The organism is Ramlibacter pinisoli (assembly GCF_009758015.1).
GTDB classification, from domain to species: domain Bacteria; phylum Pseudomonadota; class Gammaproteobacteria; order Burkholderiales; family Burkholderiaceae_C; genus Ramlibacter; species Ramlibacter pinisoli.
Window position 1 is genome coordinate 1,007,747 of sequence record NZ_WSEL01000003.1, and the last position, 20,739, is coordinate 1,028,485.

The following is a 20,739-nucleotide window of genomic DNA, read 5'->3' on the forward strand; positions in this document are numbered from 1 at the left end:
GGCGCGATCCTCAGAGCCGGGCCACGCCGATCATGGCGTCGCGCGTGACCAGGGCAGCCAGCTTCTCCTGCGGCCAGCCGAGCGTGTGCGGCGGCTGCTCGGGCAGCACCATGTAGCGCGTGTCGGCGGTGGTGTCCCAGACCCGGATCTCCACCTCGGGCGGCAGGTCCAGGCCCATCTCGCGCAGCACGGTGCGCGACTCGCGCACCACGCGGGACCGGTACTCCAGGTCCTTGTACCAGTCGGGCGGCAGGCCGATGATGGTGAAGGCCGTGCACGAGCAGAGCGTGCAGCAGATGACGTTCTGCACCGTGGGCGTGTTCTCCAGCACGACCAGGTGGCGGTGGTGCGGCGGCATCGACAGGCCGAGCTCGGCCACCGCGCTGCGGCCATCGGCCAGCAGGCGCCGCCGGAAGTCCGGATCCACCCAGGCCCTGGCCACCACGCGCGCGCCATTGCGCGGCAGCCACTCCTCCTGCGCCTTGTGGCTCAACTCGGCGATGCCCTGCTCGATCGGCAGGCCGCGCGCCGCCAGGGCGGCCTCCACGGCCTCGAGCCGCTGCTCCAGGGGTGCGGTGCGCTGCACGACGGTTGGCTGGTCTGTCATCACGGTCTCCAGGCTGCGGCCCTGCCGCGCCAGGGGCCGACGATAGCGGATGGCGGCGCGCTTTCCATCCGGGCTTGCCCAGCATGGCCTGTGGCGACCCAGCCGCGCGATCGCGCACTCCCCGATCAAGCACCGCGTGCCCCGGCGGCGAGCGGCGGTCCGGCTGCGGGCCTTGGGGCCCGCCGGAGGGCGAAGCGCATCAGAAGCGCGGGCCCGAGGCGGTTTCGCGCGCGGTGCGCCAGCACGCTTTTGCCGCCGAGGGTCTGCGCGAGCGCGAAGCGGGGAGGGGCAGCCGCGCGACCAGCGCGGCCGGGACTGCAGGCGCGCAGCCGGACCGCCGCTCGCCGCCTTCCCCCGCCCGCTCCCGCTCCCGCTCCCTATCCCCACGTCCGCCCTCGCCCCACCGCAGCTGAGTCGCCTGTAAGAACCCCTCCCGACAGTCGACTCACTCCCAGCCGCAACCTGAAGCGCCGGTCAGCCCCGCACAATGGAGCGGCACCTGCGTCACCTCACGGGAGACACCATGAATCGCATCCTGCTCACCCTCGCCGCGCTGGCCATCGCCGCCTGGACCTTCCTCGGCACGCCGGGCATCGCGGCCGAGAAAGCCGTGCGCCTGCCGCCGCCGGCGACCGATGTGCGCGATAGCGGCACCACCGCGACTGCCGTCTTCGCCGGCGGCTGCTTCTGGGGCATCCAGGGGGTGTTCCAGCACACGGCGGGCGTGCTCAACGCGGTGTCGGGCTATGCCGGCGGCGACCAGGCCAGCGCGCACTACCAGCAGGTGGGGTCCGGCCGCACCGGCCATGCCGAGGCGGTGCAGATCACCTACGACCCGCGGCAGGTGACGTACGGCACGCTGCTGCAGATCTACTTCTCGGTCGCCCACGACCCCACCCAGCTGAACCGGCAGGGCCCCGACACCGGCTCGCAGTACCGCTCGGCGGTGTTCTACCGCGATGCCGAGCAGAAGCGCGTGACCGAGGCCTACATCGCCCAGCTGGAGGCCGCCAAGGTGTTCCCGGCGCCCATCGTGACCCAGGTCACTGCCCTGCCCGCCTTCTACCCGGCCGAGGCCTACCACCAGGACTACGCCACGCTGCATCCCACCTCGCCGTACATCGCGCGGTTCGACCTGCCCAAGATCGCCAACCTCAAGGCGACGCTGCCGCAGCTGTACCGCGAGCAGCCGGTGCTGGTCTCGGCCCAGCCCAAGGGCTGAGTCGGATGGCGGCGCCCGCGTCCCTGCTGCGCCGCCAGCTGCCCTGCGGCGAAAGCGTCCCCGCGCTCGGCCAGGGCACCTGGCACATCGGCGACGACCCGCGCCGGCGCCAGGCCGAGATCGCGGCCATCCGGCGCGGCCTCGACCTCGGCCTGACGCTGGTCGACACGGCCGAGATGTATGGCGACGGCCGCTCGGAAGAGCTGGTGGGCGAGGCCATCGCCGGCCGGCGCGACGAGGTCTTTCTCGTCAGCAAGGTCTATCCGCACAACGCGTCGCGGCGCGCCATGGGCCGCGCCTGCGAGGCCAGCCTGCGGCGCCTGCGGGTCGAGACGATCGACCTGTACCTGCTGCACTGGCCGGGCTCGGTGCCGCTGGCCGAGACCGTGCAGGCCTTCGAGGCGCTGCGGCAGGCCGGCAAGATCCGGCACTGGGGCGTGAGCAACGTCGACAGCGACGGCATGCAGGCGCTGTGGCGCACGCCCGGCGGCTCCGCGGCGCAGACCGACCAGGTGCTCTACCACCTCGGCGAACGCGGCATCGAGTGGGACCTGCGGCCCTGGCTGCGCGAGCGCGGGCTGCCGGTGATGGCCTATTCGCCGTTCAACGAAGGGCGTCTGCTGCGCGCGCCGGCACTGGTCGCGTTCGCGCGCCGGCACGGCCGCACGCCGGCGCAGGTGGCGCTGGGCTGGCTGCTGGCGCAGGACGGCGTGATCGCCATTCCCAAGACCGGCAATGCCGCGCGGGTGGAGGAGAACGCCGCCGCCCTGTCGCAGCCGCTGTCGGCGGCCCAGCTCGCGGAACTCGACACCCTGTTCGCTCCGCCCACGGCAGCCTCGCCGCTCGTCGTCATCTGAACCCCAACGGGGGCTGCCCGGGGAACAATGGCGCCCGGCGACGCCCGTGCCGCGGCGCATCCCGGGAGACATCGTGATGGCATTGCGTCCCTGGTCCCAGGCCCGCGTCGTGGCCGCCTTCGCGCTGCTGCTGGCGCTGCCCCTGGCAGCCAGCGCGCAACTGAAGGTGATGATCTCCGGCGGCTTCTCCGGTCCCTACGAGCAGCTGCTGCCCGAGTTCGAGCGCAGCAGCGGCATCCAGGTCACCACCGGCTCGGGCTCGTCGCAGGGCACCGGGCCCCAGACCATCGCCGCGCAGCTGGCGCGCGGGGTCCCGACCGACGTCGTGATCCTCTCGCGCGAAGGCCTCAACGAGCTGGTGGCCGCCAGGCGCATCGTGGCCGGCACCGATGTCGACCTGGCCCGCACCCCGCTGGCCATGGCAGTGCGCACCGGCAGCCCCAAGCCCGACGTGCGCACGGTCGAGGCCTTCAAGCAGGTGGTGACGCAGGCGCGGCTGGTGGCCGTGCCGGGCAGCACCAGCGGCATCTTCCTGGCCAAGGATGTGTTCCCGCGGCTGGGCATCGCCGACAAGGTGCGGCTGAAGGCCACGCCGCGCGGCGCGGAAGTGGCGGCCCTGGTCGCCTCCGGCGAGGCCGACCTGGCGATCCTGCCGGTCAGCGAGATCGTGCACGTGCCCGGCCTCGAACTGGCCGGCGTGCTGCCGGAGGAAATCCAGCTGCACCAGGCCTTCGCGGCGGCCGCGGTGGAAGGCTCGACCCAGCTCGAGGGTGCCAGGCGCCTGATCGCGTTCCTGGCGTCCGAGCAGGCGGCCGGTGCCATCCAGCGCGGCGGCATGACGCCCCTGGGCAGGCGCGCGGCGAACTAGCCCGGCGGTTCATGGCTGCCTCAGCCACCGGTCGCGGTTGACACCGGGGGACGGCTGCACCAGCCTGCGGATGCCGCCTCTTTTCCGGCGATCCAAGGAGTCCCGCATGACGAACGTCCCCCTCGCGACCTCGCGCCGCTCCGTCCTGGCCGGCGCTGCTGCCCTCGGCGCCTGCGCCCTTGCGCCCCGCGCCGCCCGGGCCCAGGCCGCCTGGCCGACCAAGCCGGTCACCCTCGTCATCGGTTTTCCGCCCGGGGGCCAGACCGACTTCGCCGGCCGCGTGCTGCTGGCCGGCCTGACGTCCGCGCTCGGCCAGGCCGTGGTCATCGACAACAAGCCCGGCGTGAACGGCAACATCGGCGCGGTCGAGGTGATGAAGGCGCCGCCGGACGGCTACAAGCTGTACGTGGGCAACGGCTCGATGACGATCGCCTCGCACGTCTACACCCAGGTGGGCATCGTCGACACCCGCCAGATGACGCCCATCGGCGTGCTGCTGCAGTCGGCGCTGGTGCTCGCCGTGCCGGGCACGTCGGCGGTCAAGACCTATGCCGACTTCGTCGAGGTGGTCAAGGCCAAGAGCAAGGGCGGCAAGGGCATCGACTACGGCACCGGCGGCGTGGGCGCGCTGCCGCACGTGACGATGGAGCTGCTGCGCGAGCGGCTGGGCAAGCTGCCGATGAACCACGTGCCCTACAAGGGCAGCAGCCCGGCCATGACCGACCTCATCGCCGGCCGCCTCGACGCGATGTTCGATGCGACCTCGGTCATCGCGCCCTTCATCAAGTCGGGCCAGCTGCGCGCGCTGCTGGTCACCAGCGACAAGCGGGTGCCGGCCTTCCCCGACGTGCCCACCGCCGCCGAAGCGGGCCTGAAGGACTTCAACATCGTCTCTTTCATCGGCCTGTACGGCCCGCCCAAGCTGCCCGCCGAGGTGGTGAAGAAGGCCAACGCGGCGATGAACACGGCGCTGAAGGACCCGGGCGTGACCAAGGGCATCCTGGAACGCGGCGACGAGCCCGGCGGCGGCACGCCGGAGCAGCTGGGCGAGCTGACGCGCACCCACTTCAAGACCTGGGGCGAGGTCGTCAAGGCCAACAACATCCGGGCCGACTGACAGGGCGTCAGTCGACCTTCACGCCGATGCGCCGGACCACGCCGCCCCACTTCGCGGCTTCGGCCGCCACGTAGCTGGTCAGCTGCGGGCGGTCCATGCGCACGACATCCAGCGACAGCGCCGCGAAATTCTCGGTCAGGGTCTTGTAGAGCAGCACCTTGTTGATTTCGGTGTTCAGCCGGTCCAGCACTTCGGTCGGGGTGCCGGCCGGCGCGAACAGGGCGATCCAGGTGTTGGCCTCGAAGCCGGGATGGCCCAGCTCGGCCACGGTGGGCACCTCGGGCAGCGCCGGGCTGCGCTTCAGGCTGGTGACGGCGATCGGCCGCACCTTGCCGGCCCGGGCCAGCTGCACCACCGGCGGCATCGAGGTCGAGCCGATCGGCACCTGGCCGCTGACCACGGCGTTGGCGGCCGCCGCCGGCTGGAACGGCACGTGGGTCACGTCCACCTGCAGCAGGTTGCGGAACAGCAGCTCCGCGCCGAGCTGGGTGGTGGTGCCATTGCCCGAGGAGGCATAGCTCATGCCGCCCTTCTTCATCAGCGCCGTCAGCTCCTTCAGGTTGCCGGCCTTCACGTCGGGATGGACGTACAGCATGTTGGGCGCCACGCCGGCCATCGCCACCGCCGCCAGGTCGCCCACCTGGTAGCCGGCGCTGCCGAACATCGATGGGTTGATGGCATAGGCGACGCTATGCACCAGCAGGGTGTAGCCGTCGGGCGCCGCCTTGGCCACCTGCACGGTCGCGATGTTGCCGCCGGCGCCGGGCCGGTTGTCCACCACCACCGGCTGCCCGAAGGCCACGGTCAGGTTCTGCGCCAGCGAGCGCGCCACCACGTCGGTGGAACTGCCGGGCGCGAAGGCGACGACGATCCGGATCGGCTTGTCCGGGAAGGCGGCCTGGCTGGCCAGGGCGAACGCCGCGAGGGCGCCCGCGACGAGGATCTTCGGCAGGTTCACGGCGTCTCCTGGTGGGGCTGACGCCTGGACTGTGCGCCGGGCCCCGCGCTTTGGGATGGGGTCTAACCCGGCGGCCGCCGCGGCCCCGCGGGGGCCATTGCCAACACCCCTGCTTCGGGGGCACGATCGTGCCGCACCGCGGGAAAACCCGTGCCCCGCGCTGCCCGCGGACCCCCGGTCCGCCGTTGCGCACGGGGATCGCCAGGCCGCACCGATGTTCTTCCTCTGGCCCCACTACCTCTGGCTGCTGCTGGCGGTTCCGCTGCTGCCGGCGCTGTACGTCTGGCTGCTGCGGCGCCGGAACAAGCTCGCGGTGCGCTACAGCAGCCTCGGGGTGGTGCGCGCGGCCGCAGCGGGCATCAGCTGGCGCCGCCACGTGCCCCCCGCACTGCTGTTCGTCGCCTGCTCGGGACTGCTGTTCGCCGCCGCGCGCCCGGTGGCACGGGTGCCGCTGCCCTGGGCCCGCACGACCATCATGCTGGCCATGGACGTGTCGCTCAGCATGCGCGTCACCGACGTCAAGCCGACCCGGATGGCCGCCGCGCAGGAGGCCGCCAAGCTGTTCCTGCGCGACCTGCCACGCCACATCGAGGTGGGCCTGGTCACCTTCGCCGGCAGCACCCAGGTGGCGCAGCGCGCCACGCGCGAGCGCGAGCCCCTGCTGACCGCCATCGACGGCTTCCAGATGCAGATGGGCACGGCCATCGGCAGCGGCATCGTGCTGTGCCTGGCGGAGCTGTTCCCGGACCACGGCCTCGATGTCGGCGACATGAACTTCGGCAGCCCCCGGATGCAGGGACGCAGCCTGGACGACAAGGACAAGCCGCCGCCCAAGGCGATCACGCCGGTGGCACCCGGCTCGTACAGGTCGGCCGCCATCATCCTGCTCAGCGACGGCCGCCGCACCACCGGCATCGACACCCTGGAGGCGGCCAAGTTGGCCGCCGACCGTGGCGTGCGCATCGACGTGGTGGGCCTGGGCACCATCGACGGCGAGTCCGCCGCAGTCGACGGCATGCCCATCTACCTGCGGCTGGACGAACCGACGCTGCGCGAAGTGGCCCGCATCACCGGCGGCGAGTACCACTACGCGAGTTCGGCCGAGTCGCTGCGCAGCGTGTACGAGAAGCTCGGTTCCGAGATGGAGGTCCGCACGCGCGAGACCGAGCTGACCTCGCTGGTCTCGCTCGGCGCGGCCCTGCTGTCGATGACGGCGGGCGTGCTGTCGCTGCTCTGGTTCCGGCGTCTCGCCTAGCGCGTGGTCGCCGCACGCAGGGCGCCCGAGGCCTTCGGGCGGGAACGGTGTGGGGCTAGCGACGCGCCCAGGCGCAGGCGGCCTGCGGGTGCTCGGTGGACCGCGGCGGCAGCGGAGGCGTCGGGCCTTCGCGCCGGTCGCGCAGGACGCCGGTGCGCTGCGGCGCACGCTCGAACAGGCGTCGCCGCACGTCCGGGGTGAGCTCCTCCAGGCGCCAGTTGTCCTGGAGCGGATCCTGGTGGGCAGGCGTGGCGGGCATCGTGAATGAAATGTTGGGCGCCATCCGCCAGACTCAACATCGGCGAAGGCGCTGAAGCGCTGCAGGAAAAGTCCTACAGCTGAGCTTGTTCGCATCGCCACCACGTGGCCCCGGCGCTAGACTGGCCGCCGGGGATCGTGGGCAGACTCCCCGCTGCAGACGCCGCACACGCGTCCAAGTTCTGCTCCTGATCCCGGGCCTCGCGCCCGGAGGGGAGTCCGACTTGCCAGCCATTCCTTCCATCCCGCCGGCGTCCTTCGCACCACCGCGCCTGGCCATCCTCTACCCCGGCGACCGCGCGCTGCGCGACCGGGCCGATCCCAGCGAGAGCCGCTTCGCACCGTTGTTCGAGGCCTTCGCCGCGGCCGGCGTCGCCGCCCGGCCGGCCGTCTACCACGACGACTTCGCCGACGAGGTGCGCACGCAGTTGCTGCAGGTGCAGGCCGTGCTCGTCTGGCACAACCCGATCGAGGGCGGGCGCACGCGCGCCGTGCTCGATGCCCTGCTGCGCGAGGTCGCGGCGCGCGGCGTGTTCGTCAGCACGCACCCGGACACCATCCTGCGCCTGGGCACCAAGGACATCCTGCTGGCCGTGCGCGACCTTCCCTTCGGCAGCGATGCCTGGCGAGTGGACAGCGAGGACGCGCTGCGCACCGAGGTGGCGGCACGGCTGGCGCACGGCCCGCGGGTGCTCAAGCAGCACCGCGGGCACAGCGGCATCGGCGTCTGGCGCATCGAGGCCCGCGGCGACGACCGGTACACGCTGCAGCATGCGCAGCGCGGCGCCCTGCCCGAGACGGTGGCGTTCGACACCGTGGTGCAGCGGCTAGCGCCGCATGTCGCTGCCGGCGGCCACATGGTCGACCAGGCGTGGCAGCCGCGGCTGGCCGAGGGCATGGTGCGCGCCTACCTCGTTGGCGACCGGGTGGCGGGCTTCGGTCACCAGGCCATCAACGCGCTGCATCCCGCCGGCCCCGACGGCATCGCGCCGCCCCCGGGTCCCCGGCTGTACAGCGGGCCCGGGGACGACCGGTTCCAGGACCTGCGCCGGCGGCTGGAGAACGGCTGGGTGGACCTGCTGGCCGAGCACGCGGGTGTGGCGCGGCACGAGTTGCCGTTGCTGTGGGATGCCGACTTCCTGCTGGGCGAGCGCAGCGGTGACGGCGAACGCTACGTCCTGTGCGAGGTCAACGTCAGCAGCGTGGCGCCTTTTCCTCCGGCGGCGATCGGCCCGCTGGTGGCCGTCGTGCAGCGCGTGCTCGGGCAGCGGGCCGAGCACGCGCCCCGCCCTCAGCCGCGCCTGGACCAGTAGGGACGGGTGTCGTCGAGCTGCCGCAGCACCTGCCGGCAGGTGCGCGCCTCGCCCTTGCGGCGGGACGCCAGCCAGTCGACGCCGAAGCGCGCGCCGGCATCGGTGTCCGCCAGCTCGGCGTACAGGTCGTGCGCCATGATCTCGTCGTTGTACTGCCCCAGCGCCTCCTGGGCCGGCTTCACCACCTCGAGGTAGCCGGCGACGCGCTGGCCGGCGTACAGCGGGGCCGCGAATTCGGTCATGTAGCGCAGCCGCTTGAGGCGCTTGCGCACCCGGTGCTGGTCCTCGGGCGACAGGCGGGTGAAGCGCCGGCCGTCGCGCGTGACCTGGTGCGCCAGCTTGTCGAGGATGGGGCGCAGCTGCTTGCGGGCGCGCTTGCCGGGCGGACCGGCGCGCAGCCGCTCGACCTCCGCCAGCAGGCGCAGCAAGGCAGCCTGGAAGGCGCCCTGCTGCACCAGCTGGTCGGGTGGCGTGCCGCCCTCGTGGAAGCCCGGCGGGACGCGCAGCGCGGGGCCGCCGGCTGCCTCGACCCGGGGCTGGACCTGCGCCAGCACGTGCGTGCGGTCACGCCGCTCGCCCAGTTGCCGGAACACGTGGACCAGCGCGCCTTCGACGGCCTGCGCCGGCTCCTTCAGCCCGGGCAGCTCGCGCAGCGCGGTGCGCAGGCGGCGCAGGCCGACGCGCAGCTGGTGGATGTGGTCGTCGGCCTGGCTGCCGGCGCCGATCTCGCCGGCATTGGCCAGGATCTGCTCCAGGCAGGCTTGCAGCACGGCGGCGCTCAGGGGACGCAGGCGCACGTCGGCGGGATAGTCGATCGCCTTGGCCCCGACGGCCGGGCCGTACAGCTCGCCGCGCGCCAGCCGCCAGCCACGCTGCGCCTTGCTGGCGCTGCCGATCCACAACCCGTGGCGTTCGCGCCAGCGGCGCGCCAGCCGCAACAGGTCCTCGAACCGGCCTTCGAGCAACTCCAGCTCCAGCTCGCGGATCTCGCGGCGGCGCCCGGCAGCGCGCAGCATGCCTTCATCGAGGGCCAGCTCGATCACCGAGTCGCCTTCGACCAGCCGGCGCACGCGGCGCCGCACCTCGACCTGGAACACCGGCGCGAGCGCGGGCCAGTCGTCGGACGCGTCCAGCCCCAAGGCCTTGCGCAGCAGCGCCTGGGTCGCGGGGTCGTGGCGCCCGGGGTCCAGCGCCGGCGGCGCCGGGCCGACGGCCAGGCCCGCGACCTCGCTCGCCTCGCGCCGCTCCATCGGCCCGGCGCCGGCCGACTTGGCGGTCTGGATCCAGCGGTCGCCCTCGCGCCGCAGCCGCAGCGAGACACGGGCGGCGGCCAGCGCTCCCTCGGGACTGTCGAAATAGATCGCTTGCAGGTCCAGCTCGTGCGCATCCGGCCCCTGCATGGCCTGCGCCAGCGGCTCCCACGCCGCCGGGGGCACCTGGAACTGCAGCTCGATCTCGGGCTTGGCGCCCTTGCTCCCGGAGCCGGGACGGGGCGTTGCCGGCCGACTCGCCGGGCGCAGGGCGGCCTGCGCCCTCGCCTTGGCCTTCGCCTTGGGCTTGTGGACGCCGCCCCCTCGACGCAGGGGCGCTGGTCCTGTTCGCATGCCGATCTCCCAGTTGCGATCAGCAGCCGTTCCCGGCCGGCCGCCGTTCCATCATGCGCCGCGCAGCACGGCCCTGTCATCGTGCAGCGCCGCAAGCGGCGGGCAATGGTGCGAACGGGCCAGCCGGACCACCGCGACGGCGCGCACCAACCCATCGGCCCGGTGGTCCCTCCTTGCGGCGGTCCGCCGGCGTCTTGCTACGCTAGCGGACAAATGGCGGCAACGCCGATGCAGGAGGAACGACATGGATCTGGGACTCGCGGGACGGCACGTCCTCATCACCGGCGGCAGCAAGGGCATCGGCCTGGCCTGTGCACGCCAGTTCGCCGCCGAGGGCGCGCACGTCACTCTGGTGGCGCGCGGGCAGGCCGGGCTCGACGCAGCACTGGCCGTCCTGCCGGCGGCACAGCCGGCGCACCGCGCCTACGCGACCGACGTGCGCGACGCCGACGCGGTCGCCCGGCTGGTGGACCGGGTGTACGCCGAGGCCGGACCGGTCGACGTGCTGGTCAACTGCGCCGGCGCCGCGCGCCGCACGCCCTTCGACGAGCTCACGCCGCAGGCCTGGCACGACGCCATGCAGGCCAAGTTCTTCGCCTACGTGCACGTCATCGATCCGGTCATCAAGCGCATGGGCCAGGCCGGCCGCGGCGCGGTCGTCAACGTCATCGGCGCCGGCGGCAAGATGGCCTCGTCCATCCACCTGGCAGGCGGCTCGGCCAATGCGGCGCTGATGCTGGCCAGCGCCGGGCTGGCCGCGGCCTACGGGCCGCGCGGGGTGCGGGTGAACGCCGTCAACCCCGGCCTGACGCTGACCGAGCGGCTGGCCGAAGGGCTGGCGGCGGACGCGCGCCAGGCCGATGCCTCGCCCGCCGACGTGCTGGCGCAGCACACGGCGCGCATCCCGCTGCGGCGCCTGGCCGATCCGCAGGAGATCGCCAATGCCGTGGTGTTCCTGGCCTCCGACAAGGCCTCCTACATCACCGGGGCCATCGTGGCCATGGACGGCGGCGTGACGCCCATGGTGGTCTGAGTCCTGCTGGACAAGACCCCACGGCTGAGGCGAGTCAGCGAATGATCAGCAACGCAGCACCACAGTCGGCGCCATGCACCACGTGATCCCCTCCGCCCACCTCCTGCCTGCCGATGGGCCAGCCCGGGCCCGGGCGATCATCCACCTGCTGCTCGGCCGCGCCGGGCCGGCCCTGGTGCCCCAACCCTGTGGCCAGGTGCAGGCCGGGCTGCTACGGGTGGGCGGCGTGACGCTGCGCGTCGGCGGCGCCGCGGGCCGCGGTCCGGGGGCGTAGCCCCAGCGGGCGGCCGGCCGGCGGCTGCCGATGGGTGTTCACCCCATCTGCAGCCGGTGCGGCCCTGAAGGACAATCGCGCCCGCCCGGGGCCGCCCCGGGAAGGAGTCCCCATGCAACGACGACAGCTCGTGCGTGCCGCCGGCGCCGCGCTGGCCCTGCCGGCCCTCGCCCGGGCCCAGGCCTACCCCTCGCGGCCCATCCGCTACATCGTGCCGGTGCCGGCCGGCGGCGGCAACGACATGATCGCGCGCGTGGTCACCGAGCGCTGGTCGCGGCTGCTGGGCCAGCCGTTCGTGGTCGACAACCAGGGCGGCGGCAGCGGCGTGGTGGCCTGCCAGACCACGGCGCGCGCGGCGCCCGACGGCTACACGCTGCTGCAGGCCTACGTGGCGACGCACGGCACCAACCCGGCCACCCGCCGCGTGCCCTACGACCCGGTCAAGGACTTCACCCCGATCGGCATGGTCGGCGCCTCGCCCAACGTACTGGTGGTCCATGCCGGCGTGCCGGCCCGCTCGCTGCAGGAGTTCATCGACCTCGCCCGGCGCAGCGGCGGCAAGCTCAGCTACGGCTCGGCCGGGCTGGGCACGCTCACCCACCTGACCATGGAGCTGTTCAAGCACGACACCGGCACCTCGCTGCTGCACGTGCCCTACCGCGGAGCCGCGCCGGCCATCGCCGACGTGCTGTCGGGCCAGACGCAGGCCATGTTCCCGAGCGTGGCGACAGCGCTGCCCCACGTGCGCTCGGGCAAGCTGCGCGCCCTGGCGGTCACCGGCAAGCGGCGCAGCGGGCAGCTGCCGGACGTGCCCACCATGGAAGAGGCCGGCTTCAAGGGCTTCGACGCCGTCCAGTGGTACTGCACCTTGGGACCGGCCGGCATGCCGCGCGAGATCGTCCAGCGCCTGCACGCCACCCAGGTGGCGGTGCTGGGCGCGCCCGACCTGGCCGACAAGCTGGCCAGCGAGGCGGTCGACCCCTGGCCGATGTCGCCCGAGCAGCTCGGCGATCACATCCGGTCGGAGGTCGCGCGCTGGACCGCGCTGGCCAGCGCCCGCAACATCAAGCTGGAGGAGTGAGGCCCGGGCGCCCGGCGGGCCCACGGCCCCTGGCCGAGCCGGCTCAGCGCGTCCGCAATGCCTGCTCGGCCACCTGGTCGCGCTGGCGCTGCTCGGCCTGCAGGCGCACGCAGACCGGATGGCCGCGGAACTCGGCCGTCGTGCACTGCGCCACCTTGCAGATCTCGCGCGTGAGGGCCAGCTGGTGCACGCGGCAGCCCTGCTCGGGGCCGGCCGCCGCCGGACGCGCCAGCTGAGCGGTGTGCACCGGCGCCGGCTCCGGGCGCGCCTTGGCGTGGCGCTCGGCGGCAGGTCGGGGGACCGGTGCGCGGCGTTCCGCCGGGGCCTCGCGCGTCGCGACAGGGGCCGCCGGCTGCGTCCGCGTGTCCTGCCGTTCCGCCACCAGCGGCGCAGGAACTGCCGCCTCGGCTGCGGGCGACGCGCGCGGACCGAAGGGCACATCAGGTGATGGCAACGGCGCCGCTGCCACGGTGGTGACCGGCCCGGCGGCCGGCGCGGCGGCGATCGTCTCGACGGCGGCGGGCTCGACGGCATGTGCGATCGGCCGGGCCGGCGCGACCGTGGCCTCGGCGCTCGACGCAGCCGGGGCCAGCTCGCCGACCAGCACCAGCGTCGCCGTCGCGAACACGCCGAGCAGGCAGGCGGTGGCCACGGCCACCTGGGTGCGCAGCCGGCGCGGTGGCCGCACCGATGGCACGGTGGACACGCGCTGCACGACCACTGGCCGCACGGCAGGCGCCAGTTCTGCGGGCGGCAGGTCTGCGGGCGCCGGTTCTGCAAGCGCCGGGGCAGCTGGCGCCGGGGCAGCTGGCGCCGTGGCAGCCAGCGTGGCTTCGGCAGGCACCGGTTCCATTGGCGCCGCGCCCCGGACGGGATGCGGCGGCCGGTCGGGGCGCGACCACAGCGGCGGCTCGAACGCCTCCCGCAGGGCGGCCCAGAGTGCCCCGGCATCCTGGAACCGGGCCCCGGGATCGGCCGCCAGCGCCCTGGCAAAGACAGCGTCGACGGACGGCGGCAGATCGGGGCGCAGGCGCCGCGGCGGGATCGCTGCGCCTGCGCCGTCGCGCGACGGCGGCACGCCGACGAGCAACCGGTAGGCAATGGCGGCGGCCGACTCCACGTCGGCGCGGCTGTCCACCTGGGCGCATTCGCGCGCCAGGTGCACCACCCCGAAGCCGGACAGCTTCACGCGGCCGGTGCGCGTGACCAGCACGTGCTCGGGATCGATCCCGCCGTGCACCACCCCCTGGCCATGCGCCAGTTCCAGCGCCGACAGCAGTTGCGCGACCAGGGCCAGCGCCTGCAGGGCCGGCACCCGGCCCACGCGGGCCAGGTACTGCGCCAGGTTCTCGCCGTCGACGAATTCGGTGGCCACGTAGCCCTGCTGGTCGGCCCAGTCGCAGTCGTACACCGCCACGATGTTGGGATGCTGCAGGCCGGCGGCCGCCTGCATCGCGGCGTGGAACTGCGCCTGCGCAGCGGCGTCCGGCCGCGGCGCCAGGGTCCGCAAGGCCACGCGGCGCTGCAGCCGCGGATCGAATGCCTCCCAGGCGGCCCCGTTCGCGTCGTGGCGCAATTCGCGCAACAGGTCGTAGGGACCCAATGGCCCGTCGGCACGCGTGGCGCTCATCGCTGCATGCTCCGCCGTCGCCGGCGCGCCGGCCGCGCGCCTGGCCTGGGTTGCCGCCGATCCACCACCTGGGTCACTGCCATCATCGAGTCCCGCCTGTCGCGCCTGCAACGCCCATTGCGTCGCTCCGCATGTTCCGATCTCCCATTCGCGCCGGCTGTAGGACAGACGAGGCACCGCACGTGCGACTCGACAGGGCTCTCGGGGGGCCGCCGGCACATTCCCGAACAAGTTGTCAAACTCACGCGATGTCGTCCGCCACTGCGCCCCTCTTCCGCTTCGACAACAGTTACGCCCGCGACCTGCCCGGCTTCTACGTGCCCTGGAAACCGGCCGAGGTGCCGGCACCGCGCCTCCTGTTCCTCAACCGCGACCTCGCTGGTGAGCTGGGCCTGGACGCGCAAGCCCTGCAGGGCGAGGAAGGCGCCGCCATCTTCGCCGGCAACACCGTGCCCGAGGGCGCGCACCCGCTGGCCCAGGCCTATGCCGGCCACCAGTTCGGCGGCTTCTCGCCCCAGCTGGGCGATGGCCGGGCACTGCTGCTGGGCGAGACCTTCGACCGCGAGGGCCGGCGGCGCGACATCGCGTTCAAAGGCTCGGGCCGCACGCCGTTCTCGCGCGGCGGCGACGGCAAGGCGGCGGTCGGGCCCATGCTGCGCGAGGTCCTGATCGGGGAAGCCATGCACGCCCTGGGCATTCCCACCACCCGCGCCCTGGCGGTGGCGGCCACCGGCGAGCCGGTCTTCCGCGAGCAGCCCCTGCCGGGCGCGGTGCTGGCGCGCGTGGCCGCCAGCCACCTGCGGGTGGGCACGTTCCAGTTCTACGCCGCCCGCGACGAACGCGACAAGCTGCGCCAGCTGGCCGAGTACGCCATCGCCCGCCACGACCCCGACCTGGCCGGCCGGCCCGGCCGCTACTTCGACCTGCTGGAGCGCGTGACCGGCCGCCAGGCGGCGCTCATTGCCCAGTGGATGAACGTCGGCTTCATCCACGGCGTGATGAACACCGACAACATGACGATCTCGGGCGAGACCATCGACTACGGCCCCTGCGCGTTCATGGAGGCCTACGACCCGCGGGCGGTCTTCAGCTCGATCGACAGCGGCGGCCGCTATGCCTACGGCAACCAGCCCATGATCGCGCAGTGGAACCTGGCCCGCTTCGCCGAGGCCTTGCTCACGCTGCTGGCCGACGGCGACGACGAGCCGGCGCTGCAGCGGGCCGTGGCCCGCGCGACCGAGATCCTCTCGGCGTTCCCCGTCCTGTACCAGGCCGCGCTGCTGCGCGGCCAGCGCGCCAAGCTGGGACTGGCCGAGGCCGCGGCCGGCGCCGACGCCGCCGACACCGCGCTGGCCAACGACTGGCTCGCCCTGCTGCACGCGCACGGTGTCGACTTCACCCTAGGCTGGCGGCGGCTGGCCGACGCGGCGGCCGGCGACGCGTCCGCCCTGCAGGCGCTGTTCCCGCAGCCCGCCGCGGCGCAGGACTGGCTGGCCCGCTGGCAGGCTCGTTGCGCCGAAGACAGCGCCGTCCAGCCCGGGCAGCGTGCCGAGGGCATGCGGCGCGTGAACCCGTGGATCATCCCGCGCAACCAGCGGGTGGAAGAAGCGCTGACGGCCGCGTCAACACAGGACGACCTGGTGCCGTTCGAGCGCCTGCTGGCCGCGCTGCGCGATCCGTATGCAGAGCGGCCGGAGCACGCCTTCTACGCCGAGCCGGCACCGGCGGCGGTGACGGCCTGCTACCAGACCTTCTGCGGCACCTGAGGCCCCGACCTCGTCATGCGGGTTCGAGCCCGTCCCAGTCGCTCGTCATTGCGGGCTCGACCCGCAATCCATCTCCTGAACCTCAACGGCCCGGCGCGCTGAAAACGCCCCGGGCCGAGGACACACCTGGAGATGGATGCCGGGTCAAGCCCGGCATGACGCGGTCGGGGGTCGAGCCCGGCATGACGTGGTCGGCGGGGACTCGCAATGACGAGGCGCAGGGCGCGCCCCGGCTGCGGACAGCGCAGCGTGCGTGCACTCCTACAGCAAGCCGCCGCATCGACCGATGGGCCCGCGGCGCGGCGCGCCGCACCATCCGGCCCCACAGCGCGAGGAGCCCGACCATGCACGATCTCAACGATGCCAACCCGACGCCGCCGCCCGAGTCGCAGGCCCGGCTGCAGCAGAACGAGAAGGAGAGCCGGCTGCTCGATTCGCCGGCACGCACCAACGAGTCGACCATCCAGCCCGACAAGCCGAAGGAAGACCTCCTCGAGGGCTTCCACGGCGGCTGAGCCGTCCGCGCGTCAGCTGGTCTCGAGGCTGCGTTCCTTCGCCAGCGGCGGCGCCGCCTCGGGCGGGAGCTTGCGCAGCCACGACTGGGCGAAGTCGGCCTCGGTCCCCAGGGCGCCGTACTCGGTGACCAGCCCCTCGCCGTGGCAGCGCCAGATGCGCCCGTGTTCGCTGTGCTCGCCGCGCAGCTGGCCCACGGTCACCTGCTTGCCGATGTTCGGCCCCTGGTTCCCCAAGGCGCCGGCGATGACTTCGCAGCGGTCGCCGGTCTTGATCGGTTCATTCATCGCATTCGGGCCTCGTGCATGGGGACTCCACTGTGCCAGTTCGCATGCGGTCCAGTTTCGGAGCCGCCGGCGCCCGGCTCAGTCGGGAACGAAGCGCGCCTGGAAGGTGGCGGCGTCGCGCTCCAGCTCGAAGGTCACCAGCTGGCCGTTCTTGCCGTCGGCCAGGCGGTGGGCGGCGAACAGGCTCCAGCGGCCCTGCGGGCCGTAGCTGGGCGGATCGACGAGCGCGTAGGGATGGGGCACGAACACCTCGTGCTGGAACACCTCGCGGTGGCGGTTGCGCGGCGACGGGAACAGCTTGTAGATGCCGGTGTTGATGGTGGCTTCGGGCATGGTGGCCTCAACCCGCCAGGGCGGCGGCATGGTGCGCGAGGTGGTCGCCGATCACCGACGCGATGAAGAAGTAGCCGTGGTCGTAGCCCGCGTGGCGGCGCAGCGTGAGCGGCTGCCCGGCGGCGGCGCAGGCCTGCTCCAGCCGCTCGGGCTGCAGCTGGGATGCCAGGAACGGGTCGTCCAGCCCCTGGTCGACCAGCAGCGGACCGGGGGCACGGGCGCCGCCGGCGAGCAGCTGCACCGCGTCGTGGCCGGCCCAGGCCGACGCGTCCTCGCCCAGGTAGCCGGCAAAGGCCTTGCGGCCCCACGGCACCTCGGCCGGGGCGCAGATCGGGGCCAGCGCCGACACCGAGCGGAAGACGCCCGGGTGCCGCAGCGCCAGCGTCAGGGCGCCGTAGCCGCCCATGGAGTGCCCCAGCACGCCGGCGACGTCGGTGCGCAGCGGGAACGCCGCCGCCAGCACCTGCGGCAGCTCGTCGAGCAGCCAGCTCTCCATGCGCCAGTGGCGCGCGTACGGCTCGCGGGTGGCGTCGAGGTAGAAGCCGGCGCCGGTGCCGAAGTCCCAGTCGGCGTCGGCCCCGGCGACGCCGGTGTCGCGCGGGCTGGTGTCGGGCGTGACCAGTGCGAGCCCGTGGCGCGCGGCATGCTGCTGCGCGCCCGCCTTGATGGCGAAGGTCTGTTCGCTGCACGTGAGGCCGGCCAGGCAATAGAGCACGGGCACCGGGCCGGCCTGGGCCTGCGGCGGCAGGTAGACGCCGAACCGCATCGGCAGGCCCACCGCCCGCGAGTCGTGCGCATGGAAGCCCTGGACGCCGCCAAAGCAGCCATGCGCCTCCAGCGTGGTGACCGGCGCCATCTCAGTACACCACGACCGAGCGGATCGATTCGCCCGACTTCATCAGCTCGAAGCCCTTGTTGATGTCCTCGAGCCGCAGCGTGTGGGTGATGAGGTCGTCGATGTTGATCTTGCCGTCCATGTACCAGTCGACGATCTTCGGCACGTCGGTGCGCCCGCGCGCGCCGCCGAAGGCCGAGCCCTTCCACTGCCGCCCGGTCACCAGCTGGAACGGCCGCGTGCTGATCTCGGCGCCCGCCTCGGCCACGCCAATGATGATGCTCTGGCCCCAGCCCTTGTGGCAGCACTCCAGCGCCTGCCGCATGGTGGCGGTGTTGCCGATGCACTCGAAGCTGTAGTCGGCGCCGCCGTCGGTGAGCTGCACGATGGCGTCGACGATGCTCGGATGGTCCTTCGGATTCAGGAAATGGGTCATCCCGAACTTGCGCGCCATGGCCTCGCGCGCGGGGTTCAGGTCGATGCCGATGATCTTGTCGGCGCCCACCATCCGGGCGCCCTGGATCACGTTCAGGCCGATGCCGCCCAGGCCGAACACCACCACGTTGGCGCCGGCTTCCACCTTGGCGGTCCAGATGACCGCGCCGACGCCGGTGGTGACGCCGCAGCCGATGTAGCAGACCTTGTCGAACGGGGCGTCGGGGCGGATCTTGGCCAGCGCGATCTCCGGCGCCACCGTGTAGTTGCTGAAGGTCGAGGTGCCCATGTAGTGCAGCAGCGGCTTGCCCTTCAGGGAGAAGCGCGAGGTGCCGTCGGGCATCAGGCCCTTGCCCTGGGTGCCGCGGATCAGCTGGCACAGGTTGGTCTTGCGCGACAGGCAGAACTTGCACTGCCGGCACTCCGGCGTGTAGAGCGGGATCACGTGGTCACCGGGCTTGAGCGTCGTCACGCCGGCCCCCACCTCGACCACCACGCCGGCGCCCTCGTGACCCAGCACGGCAGGGAACAGGCCCTCGGGGTCGGCGCCGGACAGCGTGTAGTAGTCGGTGTGGCAGATGCCGGTGGCCTTGATCTCCACCAGCACCTCGCCGGCCCGCGGGCCTTCCAGGTCGACGTCCTCGATGGTCAGCGGCTGGCCGGCCTGCCAGGCCACGGCGGCGCGTGTCTTCATGGGGTTCCTTTCTGGGTAACGGGCTCGGTCGGCATGCTGCCACGGTTGCTGCTGTCGGCTTCGTCGAAGCGCTCCAGCACATGGCGCGCGATGGCCAGCGCCAGCTCGCGCTCGCCCAGGAAGACCTTGCCGCCCATCTCGGCCTCCAGCAGGCGCGCCTCGGCCTGGTTGTGGCTGCGCACCACGATCTCGATCCCGGGGTTGAGCTGGCGCGCCGTGTCGGCCATGCGGCGCACGTTCAACGTGTCCGGCGTCGCGATGACCAGCAGGCGCGCCCGCGCCACGTGGGCCTGGATCAGCACCGCCGGATCGGCCGCATCGCCCGCCACGGCCGCCACGCCGCTGGCGCGCAGCTGCTCCACCAGCTCGCGGTTCTCCTCGGCCACCACGTACGGCACGCCTGCGTGGCCCAACGCCTGGCCGATCTCGCGCCCCACCCGGCCGTAGCCCACCAGCACCACCTGGCGCGCCAGGAAGCGCTCCTCGGTGGACAGGGGCAGTTCGGCCAGCGGGTCCTCGCGCTCGTTGAGCCGGCGTGCCAGTGCGGAGCGGGCCAGCAGCCAGCGCTGGGCCGGCGCGACGGCGCGGAACACGAAGGGGTTGAGCGCGATCGACAGGATGGCGCCGGCCACCACCAGGCTCTGCGCCTCGGGCGGCAGCAGCTGCAGCGACGCGCCCAGGCTGACCAGGATGAACGAGAACTCGCCGATCTGCGCCAGGCTGGCCGACACCGTCAGCGCCGTGTTCAGCGGGTAGCGCAGCAGCAGCACGACCAGGGCCGCCGCCACCGACTTGCCCACCACGATCACGGCGGTGACGGCCAGCACGCGCAGCGGCTGCTCGATCAGCACCAGGGGGTCGAACAGCATGCCGACCGAGACGAAGAACAGCACCGCGAAGGCATCGCGCAGCGGCAGCGTCTCTTCCGCCGCGCGGTGGCTGAACTCCGATTCGCGCAGCACCATGCCGGCGAAGAACGCGCCGAGGGCGAACGAGACGCCGAACAGCTTGGTAGCGCCGAAGGCGATGCTGACCGCCGCGGCCACGACGCACAGCGTGAACAGCTCGCGCGAGCCGACCTTCTGCACCTGCCACAGCACCCAGGGGAACAGGCGGCGGCCCACCACCAGCATGAGCGCGACGAACGCCGCGACCTGCAGCAGCGTGGTGCCGATGGTGCGTGCCAGCGCGAAACCGCCCTGCCCGCCGTCCGGGCCCAGCGCGGTGGCCAGCGCCGGCAGCAGCACCAGCACCAGCACCATGGCCAGGTCCTCGACCACCAGCCAGCCCACCGCGGCGCGGCCGTTGAAGCTCTCCAGCAGGCCCAGGCCCTCGAGCGCCCGCAGCAGCACCACCGTGCTCGCGACCGACAGGGCGATGCCGAACACGATGGCGGACGGCAGCCCCCAGCCCCACCAGCTCGCGAGCCCGGCGCCCAGGGCCGTGGCCGCGGCCATCTGCACGATCGCCCCCGGCACCGCCAGCTTGCGCACGGCCAGCAGGTCGTCGAGCGAGAAGTGCAGGCCGACGCCGAACATCAGCAGCATCACGCCGATCTCGGCCAGCTGGGCCGCCAGCGGGACGTCGGCGACGAAGCCCGGTGTGTGCGGGCCGATGAGCACGCCGGCGACGAGGTAGCCGACCAGCGCGGGCAGCTTCAGCCGCGCGGCGACGAAGCCGAACAGCAGGGCCAGGCCCAGGGCTCCGGCGATGGTGGCGATGAGGGGCACGTGGTGGTCCATCTCTCGAATCTAACTGCCCGCGCGCCAAGGTCGGCGCGCGGCCGCGGCGTTCACCTA

At 73.0% G+C, this 20,739-nt stretch carries 21 protein-coding genes; 11 read left to right on the plus strand and 10 right to left on the minus strand.

Annotated features, from left to right (window positions below):
• Positions 1-10: 10 nt before the first annotated feature.
• Entirely contained in the window at positions 11-607 is a 597-nt protein-coding gene (locus tag GON04_RS05990; protein ID WP_157397031.1) for a nitrile hydratase subunit alpha, read from the minus strand.
• 523 nt (positions 608-1,130) lie between these two features.
• Here GON04_RS05990 and msrA point away from each other — a divergent pair.
• The 4 genes from msrA (at position 1,131) to GON04_RS06010 (ending at position 4,671) form a co-directional block, all read left to right on the plus strand.
• Positions 1,131-1,829 carry a peptide-methionine (S)-S-oxide reductase MsrA gene (gene msrA, locus GON04_RS05995; protein ID WP_157397032.1) on the plus strand — a complete coding sequence of 233 codons (699 nt, stop codon included), beginning with the start codon at positions 1,131-1,133 and terminating at the stop codon, positions 1,827-1,829.
• Between the two features lie 5 nt (positions 1,830-1,834).
• Positions 1,835-2,686, plus strand: coding sequence for an aldo/keto reductase (locus GON04_RS06000; RefSeq protein WP_181653909.1), 852 nt, complete (start codon positions 1,835-1,837; stop codon positions 2,684-2,686).
• A gap of 76 nt (positions 2,687-2,762) precedes the next feature.
• Positions 2,763-3,554 (plus strand): substrate-binding domain-containing protein, encoded by a 792-nt coding sequence (locus tag GON04_RS06005; protein ID WP_157397033.1) that lies wholly within the window; start codon positions 2,763-2,765, stop codon positions 3,552-3,554.
• A 106-nt stretch (positions 3,555-3,660) separates the two neighbouring features.
• Positions 3,661-4,671, plus strand: a complete 1,011-nt coding sequence (locus tag GON04_RS06010; protein WP_157397034.1) for a Bug family tripartite tricarboxylate transporter substrate binding protein — start codon at positions 3,661-3,663, stop codon at positions 4,669-4,671.
• Between the two features lie 7 nt (positions 4,672-4,678).
• Here GON04_RS06010 and GON04_RS06015 read toward each other — a convergent pair whose 3' ends face one another.
• Positions 4,679-5,629, minus strand: coding sequence for a tripartite tricarboxylate transporter substrate-binding protein (locus tag GON04_RS06015; protein WP_157397035.1), 951 nt, complete (start codon positions 5,627-5,629; stop codon positions 4,679-4,681).
• 214 nt (positions 5,630-5,843) lie between these two features.
• On the opposite strand from GON04_RS06015, the gene GON04_RS06020 reads away from it, so the two are divergent.
• Positions 5,844-6,884 carry a VWA domain-containing protein gene (locus tag GON04_RS06020; RefSeq protein WP_157397036.1) on the plus strand — a complete coding sequence of 347 codons (1,041 nt, stop codon included), beginning with the start codon at positions 5,844-5,846 and terminating at the stop codon, positions 6,882-6,884.
• Between the two features lie 55 nt (positions 6,885-6,939).
• Here the strand turns inward: GON04_RS06020 and GON04_RS06025 are convergent, their stop codons facing one another.
• Positions 6,940-7,143: a hypothetical protein gene (locus tag GON04_RS06025; protein WP_157397037.1), complete on the minus strand. Its 204-nt coding sequence runs from the start codon at positions 7,141-7,143 to the stop codon at positions 6,940-6,942.
• 223 nt (positions 7,144-7,366) lie between these two features.
• On the opposite strand from GON04_RS06025, the gene GON04_RS06030 reads away from it, so the two are divergent.
• Positions 7,367-8,455: a Cj0069 family protein gene (locus GON04_RS06030; RefSeq protein WP_157397038.1), complete on the plus strand. Its 1,089-nt coding sequence runs from the start codon at positions 7,367-7,369 to the stop codon at positions 8,453-8,455.
• Here GON04_RS06030 and GON04_RS06035 read toward each other — a convergent pair.
• Positions 8,434-10,059: a CYTH and CHAD domain-containing protein gene (locus GON04_RS06035; RefSeq protein ID WP_157397039.1), complete on the minus strand. Its 1,626-nt coding sequence runs from the start codon at positions 10,057-10,059 to the stop codon at positions 8,434-8,436. The genes GON04_RS06030 and GON04_RS06035 overlap by 22 nt on opposite strands.
• Positions 10,060-10,303: 244 nt before the next feature.
• Between GON04_RS06035 and GON04_RS06040 the strand changes: the two genes are divergently transcribed.
• From GON04_RS06040 to GON04_RS06050, 3 genes are all read left to right on the plus strand, one after another.
• Positions 10,304-11,092 (plus strand): SDR family NAD(P)-dependent oxidoreductase, encoded by a 789-nt coding sequence (locus GON04_RS06040; protein ID WP_157397040.1) that lies wholly within the window; start codon positions 10,304-10,306, stop codon positions 11,090-11,092.
• A 73-nt stretch (positions 11,093-11,165) separates the two neighbouring features.
• Positions 11,166-11,366: a hypothetical protein gene (locus GON04_RS06045; protein ID WP_157397041.1), complete on the plus strand. Its 201-nt coding sequence runs from the start codon at positions 11,166-11,168 to the stop codon at positions 11,364-11,366.
• Positions 11,367-11,478: 112 nt separating this feature from the next.
• Complete coding sequence (locus GON04_RS06050) at positions 11,479-12,447, plus strand: tripartite tricarboxylate transporter substrate binding protein (protein ID WP_157397042.1); 969 nt, start codon at positions 11,479-11,481, stop codon at positions 12,445-12,447.
• A gap of 43 nt (positions 12,448-12,490) precedes the next feature.
• Here the strand turns inward: GON04_RS06050 and GON04_RS06055 are convergent, their stop codons facing one another.
• Entirely contained in the window at positions 12,491-14,077 is a 1,587-nt protein-coding gene (locus GON04_RS06055) for a serine/threonine-protein kinase (RefSeq protein ID WP_157397043.1), read from the minus strand.
• A 248-nt stretch (positions 14,078-14,325) separates the two neighbouring features.
• On the opposite strand from GON04_RS06055, the gene GON04_RS06060 reads away from it, so the two are divergent.
• Together GON04_RS06060 and GON04_RS06065 are read left to right on the plus strand one after the other, a co-directional pair.
• Entirely contained in the window at positions 14,326-15,843 is a 1,518-nt protein-coding gene (locus GON04_RS06060) for a protein adenylyltransferase SelO (RefSeq protein ID WP_157397044.1), read from the plus strand.
• Between the two features lie 344 nt (positions 15,844-16,187).
• Positions 16,188-16,358 carry a hypothetical protein gene (locus tag GON04_RS06065; RefSeq protein WP_157397045.1) on the plus strand — a complete coding sequence of 57 codons (171 nt, stop codon included), beginning with the start codon at positions 16,188-16,190 and terminating at the stop codon, positions 16,356-16,358.
• 12 nt (positions 16,359-16,370) lie between these two features.
• Here GON04_RS06065 and GON04_RS06070 read toward each other — a convergent pair whose 3' ends face one another.
• The 5 genes from GON04_RS06070 to GON04_RS06090 all read right to left on the minus strand — a co-directional run bounded on the left by GON04_RS06070 (position 16,371) and on the right by GON04_RS06090 (position 20,682).
• Positions 16,371-16,643 (minus strand): hypothetical protein, encoded by a 273-nt coding sequence (locus GON04_RS06070; RefSeq protein ID WP_157397046.1) that lies wholly within the window; start codon positions 16,641-16,643, stop codon positions 16,371-16,373.
• Between the two features lie 78 nt (positions 16,644-16,721).
• Positions 16,722-16,976, minus strand: a complete 255-nt coding sequence (locus tag GON04_RS06075; RefSeq protein WP_157397047.1) for a hypothetical protein — start codon at positions 16,974-16,976, stop codon at positions 16,722-16,724.
• A 7-nt stretch (positions 16,977-16,983) separates the two neighbouring features.
• Complete coding sequence (fghA, locus tag GON04_RS06080) at positions 16,984-17,832, minus strand: S-formylglutathione hydrolase (RefSeq protein ID WP_157397048.1); 849 nt, start codon at positions 17,830-17,832, stop codon at positions 16,984-16,986.
• A 1-nt stretch (position 17,833) separates the two neighbouring features.
• On the minus strand, positions 17,834-18,940 hold the full coding sequence (locus GON04_RS06085; protein ID WP_157397049.1) for an S-(hydroxymethyl)glutathione dehydrogenase/class III alcohol dehydrogenase: 1,107 nt from the start codon (positions 18,938-18,940) through the stop codon (positions 17,834-17,836).
• Positions 18,937-20,682 carry a cation:proton antiporter domain-containing protein gene (locus GON04_RS06090; protein WP_157397050.1) on the minus strand — a complete coding sequence of 582 codons (1,746 nt, stop codon included), beginning with the start codon at positions 20,680-20,682 and terminating at the stop codon, positions 18,937-18,939. Before GON04_RS06090 ends, GON04_RS06085 begins: the two co-directional genes overlap by 4 nt.
• Positions 20,683-20,739: the final 57 nt, after the last annotated feature.